This is a genomic window from Microbulbifer celer (assembly GCF_020991125.1).
Taxonomy (GTDB): Bacteria; Pseudomonadota; Gammaproteobacteria; order Pseudomonadales; family Cellvibrionaceae; genus Microbulbifer; species Microbulbifer celer.
This window is the reverse complement of sequence record NZ_CP087715.1, coordinates 70,743-84,145: the sequence shown is the minus strand read 5'-3', so window position 1 is coordinate 84,145 and position 13,403 is coordinate 70,743. Positions and strand designations below refer to the sequence as shown.

At 57.7% G+C, this 13,403-nt stretch carries 8 protein-coding genes; all 8 read right to left on the bottom strand.

Features of this window, described 5'->3' with window-relative positions; genetic code table 11:
• Window positions 1–33: 33 nt before the first annotated feature.
• Window positions 34–1,122: an aldose epimerase family protein gene (locus LPW13_RS00325; protein ID WP_230437463.1), complete on the bottom strand. Its 1,089-nt coding sequence runs from the start codon at window positions 1,120–1,122 to the stop codon at window positions 34–36.
• Window positions 1,112–2,704: an aldehyde dehydrogenase (NADP(+)) gene (locus LPW13_RS00320; RefSeq protein ID WP_230437462.1), complete on the bottom strand. Its 1,593-nt coding sequence runs from the start codon at window positions 2,702–2,704 to the stop codon at window positions 1,112–1,114. The genes LPW13_RS00325 and LPW13_RS00320 overlap by 11 nt, the downstream gene beginning before the upstream one ends.
• Window positions 2,705–2,888: 184 nt before the next feature.
• Window positions 2,889–3,662, bottom strand: coding sequence for an SDR family NAD(P)-dependent oxidoreductase (locus LPW13_RS00315; RefSeq protein WP_230437461.1), 774 nt, complete (start codon window positions 3,660–3,662; stop codon window positions 2,889–2,891).
• Between the two features lie 228 nt (window positions 3,663–3,890).
• A complete protein-coding gene (locus LPW13_RS00310) occupies window positions 3,891–5,627 on the bottom strand; it encodes an IlvD/Edd family dehydratase (RefSeq protein WP_230437460.1) in 1,737 nt (578 codons plus the stop codon).
• 139 nt (window positions 5,628–5,766) lie between these two features.
• Window positions 5,767–7,461, bottom strand: coding sequence for a glycoside hydrolase family 43 protein (locus LPW13_RS00305; RefSeq protein ID WP_230437459.1), 1,695 nt, complete (start codon window positions 7,459–7,461; stop codon window positions 5,767–5,769).
• Window positions 7,462–7,476: 15 nt separating this feature from the next.
• A complete protein-coding gene (locus tag LPW13_RS00300) occupies window positions 7,477–8,352 on the bottom strand; it encodes an alpha/beta hydrolase (protein ID WP_230437458.1) in 876 nt (291 codons plus the stop codon).
• A gap of 244 nt (window positions 8,353–8,596) precedes the next feature.
• Window positions 8,597–10,132: a cellulose binding domain-containing protein gene (locus LPW13_RS00295; RefSeq protein WP_230437457.1), complete on the bottom strand. Its 1,536-nt coding sequence runs from the start codon at window positions 10,130–10,132 to the stop codon at window positions 8,597–8,599.
• A 142-nt stretch (window positions 10,133–10,274) separates the two neighbouring features.
• The gene (locus LPW13_RS00290) at window positions 10,275–13,319 is read right to left on the bottom strand and encodes an endo-1,4-beta-xylanase (protein ID WP_230437456.1); all 3,045 of its coding nucleotides are present in this window, start codon (window positions 13,317–13,319) and stop codon (window positions 10,275–10,277) included.
• Between the last annotated feature and the right edge of the window lie 84 nt (window positions 13,320–13,403).

Below are 13,403 nucleotides of genomic sequence, written 5' to 3'. Positions count from 1 at the left end.
CGCCTGCCCCGGCCTCACCTGTACGTCCGGGGTTTACCCGGCAGAGAACTGGTACACCGTGGTCTGCCGGTACTCGTCTCCCTGTTTAAGGGTCACTGAGGGGAAGTGGTCGTGATTGGGGGCATCAGGAAAACCGTGCGTCTCCAGGCACAGACCCGCGTGCTGATGTATGGGGGAGCCATCATCGCGTTCGCGGCTGCCATCCAGGAAATTGCCGCTATAAAACTGCACACCGGCCTCGCTGGAAAGTATCTTGATCGAACGGCCGGATGCGGGATGCACCAGGGAGGCGATGGGTTTCATCGCTTTGTCCGCCTGCGCATCCACAACCCAGAAGTTGTCGTATCCGCCCGGCCACCAGTCAATATCGCGCCCGATCTTTTTGCGCTTACGGAAATCGACCGGAGTATCCGCCACACTCACCAGCTCACCGGTAGGTATCAACTGATCGTTCAGCTGCAGCAGCTGATCCGCGTAAATTTCCAGTTCGTGCTCAAGAATGCCGTCGCGACCCGCGAGGTTCCAGTAGCAATGATTGGTCAGGGCCACTGGGGTGTCCGCGTCGGTCACCGCGCGGTAGTCGAGCGTCAACGCGTCGTTTTCATCCAGGCGATAGGTCAGCTCGATCTCCAGCCTACCCGGATATCCGCCCTCACCATCTTCACTCACACAGCGAAATGTCACCGATCGCGCTGTGGCACCCGACTCGCTCTGCACAACTTGCCAGCGTTTGGTATGCAGCCCCTGCGGGCCACCGTGAAGGTGGTTCTCACCATCATTCGCGGGCAACAGGTAAGTTTCTTCACCGAGCTCGAAGCGGGCACCACCCATACGGTTGGCTACGCGGCCAGCGGTAATGCCAAGGTACCAGTGGTTATCCAGCCAGTGCTGGGGATTGCGATAGGTCAGCAGGATATTGTCGCTGTGGCCGTAACGATCTCTGGTGTGGATCGAATAGAGGCTGGCACCCAGGTCACACAGGGTGACCCGGGTACCGCGGCTGTTCTCCAGAGTGACCAGCTGCAGCGGCGGGTGGCCGCTGCCAACGATCAGCTTCGAAGTTTCGATACCGCGGGACACAATCAATCCGGACGCCAGCTCAGAGATCAATTCAGATTGCATCACTGCTCTTTTCACCATTTACGAGGCGCGAGATGTTCAGCGGGTTGCTGTTTTTCAGAGCGTCCGGCAGCAGTGCTTCGGGGTAGTTCTGGAAACAGATCGGGCGCACAAAACGGGCGATGGACATGGTACCCACGGAGGTGAAGCGCGCATCGGTCGCTGCCGGGAAAGGACCGCCGTGCATCATGGAATGGCACACTTCCACACCGGTGGGGAAATTGTTGCATACCACGCGACCGACTTTCTGGCGCAGCACTTCTACCAGCTCGCCGTAGTTCGCCAGCTCGGATTCGGTGCACTGTAGGGTACCGGTCAGCTGGCCTTGCAGGGCGGAGACTGCCTGTAGCAATTCTTGCTGATCGCGGCATTTCACCACCAGAGACATGGGGCCGAAGACCTCTTCCTGGAGCTCCTTGTTGGCGAGGAAGTTTTTACCATCGACGGTCAGCAGGCCTGCCTGACAGGTGAAACCGGCTTCGCTGCCAGCAGCTTCGCCCGCAGCAACCTGTTCCACGCCGTCCTGATCGCGCAGACGGGCAACACCGCTCTGGTAACCGGACAGGGTGTTTTCATTTAGCATCACGCCGGCGCCAACCTTGGACAGGGCTTCGCCGGTGGCGGCGATAAAGCGATCCAGCTCTTCGCCTTCAACTGCCAGCACCAGCCCCGGGTTGACACAGAACTGGCCGGTTCCCAATGTCAGGGAGCCGACAAAACCTTCGGCGATGGTTTCAGCTTTTTCTTTCAGCGCTTCCGGCAGCAGGACGACCGGATTGATGCTGCCCATTTCCGCGAATACCGGAATCGGCTCGGGGCGCGCATTGGCCAGGTTGAACAGCGCCATGCCGCCCTGCAGGGAACCGGTAAAGCCGACGGCTTTTACACCCGGAGCTTTCACCAGCTCGGCACCCACGCGACGGCCGGAACCCAGGATCAGGGAAAAGACGCCGGCGGGCATGCCAGTGCTTTTTACCGCTTTGTCGATGGCCTGGGCAACCAGCTCACTGGTGCCCGGGTGGGAGTTGTGCGCTTTCACGATCACCGGGCAGCCAGCAGCAAAGGCCGCAGCGGTGTCACCACCGGCGACGGAGAAGGCCAGCGGGAAGTTGCTTGCACCGAATACTGCAACCGGGCCCAGCGCCTGATTGAACGAGCGCAGGTCCGGGCGCGGCAGCGGCTGACGATCCGGCAGTGCCACGTCGATACGGGCATCCAGGTACTCGCCCTGAACAATCCAGTCGGCGAACAGGCGCAGCTGACCGCAGGTGCGGCCGCGCTCACCTTCCGCGCGGGCGCGAGGGTAGCCGGTCTCCGCGGAAACGCGCTCCAGCAGCTCGTCGCCCAGGTTCATGATTTCGTCGGCGCAGGCGTTCAGGAACTCCGCGCGCTTGGCCGGTGCCAGGTTGGCAAACTCGGTGGCACAGGCACTGGCGGCATCGACCGCTTCGGTAACCTGGAATTCGTCGGCAGCGGTGAACGCCGGCTCGAGGTTCTCTCCGGTAGCCGGATTAACACCGTGGAAATTTCCAGCACGGCCGTCGGTCCAGTTACCTGCGATCAATTGCTTTCCGGAAATGGTCATTCAATTTCTCCTGATTTACGAACTGTTAGAAATGGATTTGTGGTGTAGCGAGCGGACGTCTGGCGGCGCCCGCCGGAACGGAAGCACCGGAGTCTACTGGCGCGTACATGAGGATGATGACCGGGCTGGCGCTCCAGTACCGCCGGGCGCCGCCAGATGTTCGCGCAGTAGCCACAGACCATTTCTAGATCCAGCCGCCATCTACGATAAAGTTCTGTGATGTACACATGCTGGCATCATCGGAAGCCAGGAACAGCGCCATGGCACTGATGCTCTCGGGCATCAGCGGGTCTTTCACACTCTGCCCCTTGTCGATGGCTTCCCGTGCAGCGGCGTCAACGCGCTCGTTCAGCTGCTTTTCGGTCATGACCCAGCCGGGCACCAGGCAGTTAACTCGAATACGGTCCGGCCCCATATCCCGGGCCAGACCGCGGGTCAGGCCTTCGATGGAAGCCTTGGAACTGGTATAGCCGGGCATACCCCCCTGGCCTGCGTGCCAGCTCATGGAGCCGAGGTTGATGATGGCTCCACCGCCCAGTTTCTTCATGTAGGGATACACCGCCTGAGCGGAAAAGAAGTGGTGACGCATATTGACGGCGAGGCACTTGTCCCACTGCTCGGGGGTGACGTCGCGGAAATCGTGACGGGTATCGTTGGCGGCGTTGTTGATCAGTACCGAGATCGGGCCCAGCTCTTCCGCTGCCTGGGCTATCACCGACTGCAGTCGTTCGATATCGGTGAGGTCACAGGGGTAGAAACGCACTTCACCATTGCCGTCGTCACTATTGAGACGATCCACTAAAGAAGCCGATACTTCTTCCTGGACATCCACAAATGCGACCTTGGCTCCCTGCTGGGCGAAGCTTTCCACCAGGCTGGCACCAATGCCGGAACCGCCACCAGAAATAAATACGGTTTTGCCATTCAAACTCGGGTATTGATTGGTCAGCGTCATCATTCGCTCACTTTTTCGTTATTGCATTTACCCTCTGTGGGGAATTCCATGACCTGGAAAAATCCAGATTACAGGTGCCACGCCGGGGAGACTACGAAACGTTGATGGAAAAAAGGCGCCCCGAGGGGCGCTTGGGAGTCAACGTGATAAACCGGATTAATGGTTACCTGTACAAAACTTTTACTGTCGGCTGCAAACGTAGCGCTTTGCGCGAACTGCTAATGCAAACTGTTAATGAGAATGCGGTGGCACCTCGGCGCCGCGGCAACCGACCATGAAATCAAAGTCACAGCCTTCATCGGCCTGCATCACATGATTGCGATACATGGCTTCGTAGCCACTGGTGCTGGCAATGACCTGGTTCGCCTTCAATTTTTCCAGGCGCGCGGCAATTTCTTCATCGGGTACATCCAGGTGCAGCACGCCGTTTTCTGCGTCCAGGTGAATCATGTCACCATCCTGCACCGCCGCCAACGGGCCGAACTCCATCGCTTCCGGCGCGGTGTGCAATACCACGGTACCAAATGCGGTGCCGCTCATGCGCGCGTCGGAGATACGCACCATATCTTTAACGCCTTTTTTAAGTACCTTCGGCGGCAGGCCCATATTGCCGACTTCCGCCATGCCCGGGTAACCCTTGGGACCGCAGTTCTTCAGTACCATGACACAGGTTTCATCGATGTCCAGGTCCGGATCGACAACGCGGGACTTGTAGTGCTCAAAGTTTTCGAACACCACTGCACGACCGCGGTGATTCATCAGCTCTGGCGTGGCCGCGGAAGGCTTCAACACCGCACCGCGCGGCGCGAGGTTACCGCGCAGTACGCAGATACCACCATTTTCCACCAACGGGTTGTCCAACGTGCGAATGACATCATCGTCGTAGCAGGGTGCATCTTCGACGTTTTCGCCAATGGTCTTGCCATTGACGGTGAGACAGTCTTTATTCAGTGCGCCGGACTCACCCAGACGCTTCAACACCGCGGGCAGGCCGCCGGCATAGTAAAACTCTTCCATCAGGTATTTTCCGGACGGCTGCAGGTTCACCAGTGTCGGCACACCGCGACCTTCGTTCCAGTCGTCCAGCTCCAGGTCCACGCCCATACGGCCGGCGATGGCCTTGAGGTGAATCACGGCGTTGGTGGAACCACCGATGGCAGCATTGGTGCGGATCGCATTGATGAAAGCTTCCTTGGTCAGCACCTTGGACAGGGTCAGGTCCTCGTGCACCATGTCGACAATACGCATGCCGGAGAGATGCGCCAGCACGTAGCGGCGGGAATCTACCGCAGGGATTGCTGCATTGTGCGGCAGGCTGGTGCCGAGGGATTCCGCCATACACGCCATGGTGGACGCGGTACCCATGGTGTTACAGGTACCGGCAGAGCGAGACATACTGGCCTCAGCACTGAGGAATTCGTGCAGGGAAATGTTGCCGGCTTTGTATTCTTCATGGGCCTGCCACACCAGGGTACCGGAACCGACATCCTTGCCTTTGTGCTTACCGTTCAGCATCGGGCCGCCGGTTACCACAATGGTCGGCAGGTTACAGCTGGCGGCGCCCATCAGCAGCGCCGGGGTGGTCTTGTCACACCCCACCAGCAGTACCACCGCATCGATCGGGTTGCCGCGGATGGCTTCCTCGGTGTCCATAGACGCGAGGTTGCGGGTGAACATGGCAGTAGGGCGCAGGTTGGACTCGCCGTTGGAGAAAACAGGAAACTCCACCGGTACGCCACCGGCTTCGATCACGCCTTTTTTGACATGCTCGGCAATTTTGCGGAAGTGGGCGTTGCACGGCGTCAGCTCGGACCAGGTATTACAGATACCAATGACCGGTTTGCCTTCAAAATGATGATCGGGGATGCCCTGGTTTTTCATCCAACTGCGGTACATGAAACCATTCTTGTCACGGGTACCGAACCAATTGGCCGACCTCAGGACCGTCTTTTTCTTATCACTGGCCATTACTGAACCCCTACTTATTCTCTCATTAGTTGTTATTGTATGACTTATTAATTTGAGGGACAAGCCCCCCCTGCCGCCACTCAGATCTATAGAGAGACAGCCGCCGTCGTCGAGGGGAGCATTACCACACTCTATCGTTTCACCGCGGCAACGCGGGGCCACGCGTAAAGGAAACTGGCTTCTTCAGCCTGAAGTAGTCGAAATCCACGTGTCCTCCCGGCTCCCCCGTAGCGAAACTGAAAAGACCGAAGCGGTAGCCCATAAAGTGCGGCAAGGTGTATGTCATTCTCAGGGGCGCCCCCATCGGACGCCACTCCTCGCCGTCTAAGCTGTAAGAGAAGTGGGCGGTGTCTTTCAGCTCGCGAAACCCGGCGTGCGCTTTCAGGTAGACCACATCCCCCTGCAACCGTACGCGCCCCAGCTCCCGCGGTGTTCCCTCCTCCGCACTCACCATCACGATAAATCGCTCTCCCGCTTCCCGCACCACACCGACATAGCCGTAGTGCTTCTGCAACAATGCCAGGCCGGCGACATCACCGACACGCATCGCCGACAAGTCGAGGCGCACTTCCGCGGTACTTTCCGGGCCAAAAGTGCGCTGAGTCAACGTATTGCGCGTCTGCAGAAGACCGGTATCCACACGGCTATTAGTCAGGCGCAGATAACCGGGCCTGTCGGACAGAGACCAGTGATCGCGATCCGGGTTGTGATTCCACTGCCAGGCAAGAGGCAACCTGGACTGATCAAACTCGTCCGATGCCACCATGCCGGCAACATTGGTATTGCCGACCGGCTTTCCTCCCAGCGTGAGATCGATGGTTGCGGGGACCATTCCATCCCTGCCGAGTACTGGCCATCCGTTATCCCAGGTTACCGGTACCAGATAGGGAATACGCCCCACCGCGCCGCGGTCACCAAACAGCATCGCGTACCAGTCTCCCTCCGGCGTATCTATCAGCCCGCCCTGCGCGATACCCTGGTGCTGCAGTGCAACTCTGCCCTCATATGGCCCGGTCAGTTGATCGGCGCGATGAATCACCACCGTGCGCATGCCGTTGCGCGGCCAGGTGATGTTCATCAGGTAATAGCGGCCATCGATCTTGTGAAGCTGCGATCCCTCCGCCGGTAACAGGATGTCGTCCCCCGCCACTTTACTGGCATCGGCGATAATCACTTGATTGATGCCGTCGGTTTTTATTCCCGAGAAGTCCGACTCCAGTTCGACCAACCGGATTTCGTTGCTGCCGTAAACCATAAAGACGCGGCCGTCGTCAAAGAACAGCGAATGGTCATGTAGAACGGGTTCAAAAGCGGTTTCATGCCAATCCCCCTGCTCAATGTCGTCGGTTGTGTACACATGGGTTTTGCCGGAAGTGGCAGAGAAAGTGGACACATAGAACTGCCCATCGTGATAACGCAGGCTGCTCGCCCAGGAGCCCTTACCGTAGGCATTTTTCCCGCCCTCCAGATTCATCTGGGCGTTGTCGACCAGAGTGTCGTAGGCATACCCCAGCAGCGTCCAGTTCACCAGGTCCCGGGATTTCATGATCGGCAGCCCCGGATTCATGTGCATGGTGGTGCTGCTCATGTAGTAGCTGTCGTCGACGCGGATTACCGACATGTCGGGGACGTCCGCCCAGATGATGGGGTTGCGCGTTGCAACGGGCTCGGGGACGCTTGCCGCGCTGTTGAGTGTCTCGCTGTGCGCGGATGTCTGATGCCCCGCTCTTTCAGCCCCGCACGCGAGCAGACCGTACGACAGCGCGATAACCGCCGGGACACAAAGTAGCGATCGCCGGCGCGCGCAGGCCTTCACACGTTTTTTACTTTTCATCGTTCGACACCACACTCACGCATTGGCAGCGAGAAAACCATTTACACCCAGCCAATGCATAAAGGCATCAAACCAGCGGTTACTGGTACGGTCGGGGTTCCCGAGACCGAAACCGTGGCCGCCATTCTGGTAGAGGTGAAATTCTACCGGCCGGCCCGCTTCGAACCAGGACTTGACCACGCCAAACTGGCCCCGGAAAAGAAAGTCATCGGTGGCGATAACATTGAACATGGGCGGCGCATCCGCCGGTACCTCGACCGGACCCATGCCCCCATAGACAGGTCCGATAAAAGCCAGGTCCATGGTCTTGGAATTGAGCGCAGAGTGCATCGTGAGCGCAGCACCCGCAGAAAAACCGACCATACCCAGGCGATCGGTATCCACCCCCCACTCGCCGGCCCGCTCGACGACCAGAGCGTAGGCAGCCTCGGCATCCTCAAGCTGAATGGACAAGTCCCAGTTCGGCGAGCGCGACGGCTTTTCATCTTTCTTCTCGGCGTCAGGCGTCGCACCAGCTTCAGCGAAGAGTTGCTTCATCGATTCTCTGAAGCCGTCGAGAGATTCCGGGGTCGGCTGGAGGCGATACTTGAGCACAAAGGCAGCAATCCCCTGGTCGGCAAGAGCCTCCGCGACTTTCCAGCCTTCATTGTCTATCGACAGCCATCGGAAACCACCACCGGGAGCCACAATGACGGCCGCACCATTTGCTTCGCCTGGTTCAGGCAGGAAAGGGGTGAGAGTGGCTTTGGAGATATTCCTCGCCATCGGGACTCCCCACTGACGGAACCAGGTCTCGGGCGCAGTCTGCCCCTCGACGCCACCCGTGCCCAGCGGAATGGCTTTCGGCTCCTCGAGGGGTTGCAGGGGGTAGATGGTCCCGTCCTGCGCCATCGCAGGTGCGGTGAAGACGAGTGCGCTTGCAGCACATACAAGCAGTGAAACGAGAGTTGTAATTCTGGTCAGGCTCATAAATATCCTGGTGTTGATTGTGTGAGAGATGGATTCATTGCACATTGGAAGCGATAGGCCGTCCCACGAAGACCATCTCGGGACAGGGCGAAAAAGCGAGCGCCCACCACTGTGAAGCGGCGGGCGCTGCCTATCCAGTCACATTCCTCGTGAGACCGACCCTGGCTTAGAACCGGCTGAAAAAGTCCCAGACGGCGTTGGAATAAAAGGACGGTGTGGTATGACCTCCATTAAATGGGCACCAGACAACGGGATGTCCGGTGTCACAGTTTTGATATTCCACACAAGGCCACGGATCTGTGGGAACCGTTGTACTGGAGCAGTTGTTGGCCGAGACATAAAGATCTCTCGCCTCCTCCCCGCTGCCGAACCCGACGACACTGTCACTGGTTCCGTGCGATATCCACGCGGCCATCGGTAAACCACTGTCGCTGTACGGCGTCCAGAGCGCGCCGGACGACGGCGCAATGGCGCGGAAGGTGGCGGCCATCTCGCGACCAACGGCGAAAGACATCATTCCGCCGTAACTCCAGCCGGCGGAGAAAATACGCTCTTCGTCGATGCACAGTGTATTGCTGAACTGGTCAAGCATCGCTCGCAGAAAGTCCATGTCCCGGCCGTTGGTATTCGTCCAGCCATCGGTGCCCTCCGCGCGGTTGGGAGCCACGAAAATCGCCGTGTCGTTCGACAGTCCCTTCAGGTTGTAATAGGAATCGTTGGCAACGTTGTCGGCGCTTCCGCCCCGCCAGTGCCAGGCAAAAATGAGTCGATAGGGATTGTTCATGTCATAGTTGTTCGGGATATCAATAATGTATTCCCGGTTCATCCCGCCGACATTGATACTGTGCCGACCGTTACTCAACCCCAGGGCCAAACCGCACCCGGCCGATCCACTGTCGTTTGAACTCGACGACGTGTCGCCAAAGTTGATATAGCCGTTGCAGTGCAGCCATTCAGAGTTCGAGCCGCCGCCGCACTGGCTATTGCCCCAGGCGCCGGTGTTCTCATTCTGGTCCTCGGCCTGGCGGATCTGGTTATTGACCTCCACGTAATCAATCTGCACATCGGCATCGCCGTCGTCATCGTTGGTGAAGGCCACCGTGACATCACCTTCCAGATTGGTGGTGGCTACGTAGTCCATCATTGCGGTCGTCAGCGTCCAACTCTGTACATCAGCACCGCCCACACTCAGTGTGATTGACTCGCTGCCGGTTGTGCCGCGGGCGCGAACGGTAATCGCGTTGGCACCGCTGCTACTGCTGGAACCAGAACTACTTGAAGAACTGGAACCGCTCGAAGAACTGGAACCACCCGAAGAGCTTGAGCTGCTGGATGAGCCGGCACCGGTATCGCCGTTGACCGTGACGCTGACTGCGGACAGGTTACCGGGCGACGCATTAAAACCAAACGTCACCGAGGCCCCCGGCGCTATCTCGGCACCCCAGGCGGCCGGCTCAATTACAAAGCGGTTCCCGCTACTCGACCGGATCTGTGCCCCCCAGATGTTGTCGATGGAGATGGCCATGTCGAATTCGGCCGTCCAGTTCGTCAAAACGCTACTGCTGTCGTTGGTAACCGTCACCTCGCCCTGAAAACCCGAGCCCCAGTCGTTGACGATGGTCATGGAGCCTTGCGCGGCGTGTCCCGTTGACCACATCAGGCACAAAAGAACTGCAGCCAGGCTGCGCGTGATAGCACTCATAGCAAATCCCTCCACTATTTATTCGTATGATTGGTTTTATGGGTCAAACCGAGGAGATCCGTCGTGGAAAAACCTGCAGCGCCCTTGACTAAAGAGGGCGCTGTTTTTCGTAGGAGCCCAGACTCGGCAATCTGCTGAAGAGCTATCGCCCCAGGAAATTCATCAGCCAGGTCATGGCCGGGCGGTGTGTGCCATCACTGCGAATAAGGCCGCTGTTAGGCACCCAGGTTTGACCGGCCACGTAACCCCACAAGGTAATCCCGACGACCGATGGATGATTAAAAAACATCGGAAACTGCTCCTGCATGATCTGCAACTGTATCTGGTCGTCGGCATGATTGATGTCGTACTCGGAGATATAAATCGGCAAGCCGAGGGCGGCTACCGCGTCGAGTTTGCTTTCCAGATCACTCAGGGACCAGTCTTCCAGCCCATGCGACTGCAGACCGATAGCGTCCACCACACCGGCCTCAACCGCCGGTCGGGCCATGTCGATAAATTCCTGTGTATTCCAGCTCAGCACGTTGTAATCGTTCAGGATCAACGTGGCATTCGGGCAATACTGTTTGGCAAGTTCGAACGAACGGATAATCCAGTCATTACCGAACGCGCTTTGCGCATAGTCGGCGGGCGCGTGGCCGGGGGTAGCCTCGTTGACCACATCGATCATTTCAGTGTCCGGATAGCGTGCACAATAATCGCGAATCCACTCTTCGATTTCCGCGGCCTGCTCCGAGGGGCTGAGATTATTGATCCAACTCGGTGACTGATTCCCCCATACAAACGTGTGCTGTTTGAACGGAATACCGTTTTGCTTGGCAAAGTTGTATGCCGCATCCAGGCCACTCCAGTTGTACTGGTCACGGGTTCCTTCCACGCTGCTCCACTTGCCTTCATTCTCTGGCGTGATCTGGTCCCAGTACTGCATAAAGTCGGACCGGACCTGGCCGCCCGTGGTAATGTTGCCGACAAAAAAAGCGGTGGGAGAAGGGCCGGGGTCGCCGCCGAATACCGGGCCGAAATTGATATGACCGCTGCAGTGCAGCCACTCAGAGTTCGAGCCGCCGCCGCACTGGTCATTGCCCCAGACACCGGTGTTCTCGCTCTGATCCTCAGCCTGACGAACCTGGCCGTTGACCTCTACGTAATCCACCTGTACATCGGCGTCGCCGTCATCGTTGGTGAATGCCACAGTGACGTCACCGGTAAGATCGGTGGTGGCCGCGTAGTCCATCATGGCGGTGGTCAGTGTCCAGCTCTGTACGTCAGTGTCGCCCACGCGCAGAGTAATCGACTCAGTGCCGGTGGTACCGAGGGCGCGGACCACGATCGCACTGTCTTCACCGCCACCACTGCCGGAATCACTAATCGCTCCGGCAGACGCGACCAGTGTCACTCGATCCAACCCTGCGCCATCTTCGCGCCGTAAAATCCGCAGAGTGTGGTCACCCGCCGACAGGTTGTCGAAGGTTGCCGGCATCAGCGTATCCCAACCATTCGTAGCTGTATTGTTCTGGGTAGTCCAGGCGCCGGAATCCAGTTTGTAATAGAAGGAATCGTCATCACCGTTTGCCATGTTGGCGCGGATCTGAAACTGCACATCCGCCGCTTGTGAGAGCGTAAACGGGATTTCGACCTGGCCGGTCTCACCGTCCGATGGCGAAGTCAGTATCTGAGTGCCGTTATTCGGCCACGCTATATACTGCCCGCCGGATGCGGCCGAATCGAACTCCACATTGAACGGCGAAAAGCCGCTTTGGCCGGACAGGCTTTCCAACTCCACCACTAGCGTGCTGCCCTCAACCGAACCACCAGTAAACCGGTACCAGTCCAGATTGAGCAGATAGTCGCTTTCACCGGTAAATCGCAGATAAAGATCGTGAAGGCCGGTCACCGTATTGATTTGTGTTGAAACCGTCTGCCAGTTCTGCCACCCGCCGGTATTGCCAACATTAAGACTTCCGACCGGCGAATTGTTCACATCATCTAGAATGATCTCAACGGTACCGCCGTTGGTGTCCGAAGCAACACTCGCTTCGAAACCTGTTGCACCCGCACCGAAGTCGACGTTGGAAATTTTGACCCAGTCGCCATCTTGGATGAACGCAAGGTTCCTGGTACCGGTGGCGGGACCTTCGGTCTCGATGCCCTGTTCATTATCGATGGTTTCCGCTTCGTTTTTGACAAAGGGATCGATGTTTTTCAGCTTCGGCACCCCCGCGGACCCTGCATTGACCTGCTGTATGCTGCCGTCGCCGTTGTAAAAGATCCGATCAACGTTGATCGAGCGCTGGTAGGTGCTGGCACCGCGCGCATTGGCCACAGCGCGATTGTGATAAAAAATGTACCACTGGTTGTTGAATTCCAGAATGGACTGGTGGTTGTTGTTATTGTTGTTTTCCCAGGGATTGGGGAGCACCGTGCCACGGTGCACAAAGCCCGATGTCGGGTTGTTGCTGGTCATGTAGTCTATCGCCAGCCCGCCCGCGGTATCAGTGGAATAGGTCAGATAATAGGTGCCGTTGCGCTTGTGCATGTACAGCGCTTCAAAGAAATTCGGCACATCCAGAGTTATCGCCGCGCCACTGGTGCTGATCATATCCTCATTCAATCGAATAACACGTGCATTACCGGGACCGCCGCCACCGAAATACAGATACGCCTGACCGTCATCATCAATGAACACACCCGGGTCGAACACCCAATCCACATTTCCATTGGGTGTATTGCGGTCGACCAGCGGGCCGCCCAGCGGATCCGTAAACGGGCCCGTGGGACTGTCACTCACCGCCACCCCGATTGAACTGGCGCCATTGGGGAAGTAAAGATAATACTTTCCGTTGCGTTCAATCATATCCGGCGCATAGGCGAGATTGGCCCAGCTGCTGTCGGTGCGCGCATCAAAAACCACACCATGATCCTGCCAATTGACCATGTCGTCCGAAGAGAACATGTAGTAATCGTGCAGCTCACTGTAATCAGACTGGGTATCCTGGTCGTGGGTAACGATCACATATACACGACCGTCGAACACCCGCGCCGCCGGGTCCGCCGTGTAGACATGGGATACTAGCGGGTTGTCTGCTGCACAGAGAGTGGAAACCGACAGCAGTAAGACCGCAACTGCGGCTTTCACATAACTGCTCGTCGATGGCAGAAGCAATAGAAATGCTTTTTTCAGTTTCATATGTTTTTCCCAGAGTTTATTTTTACCGTTATTCTCTCTTCTGTAATCCTCTACTTCGGATACCGAAGATCATCGCCTTTTCAG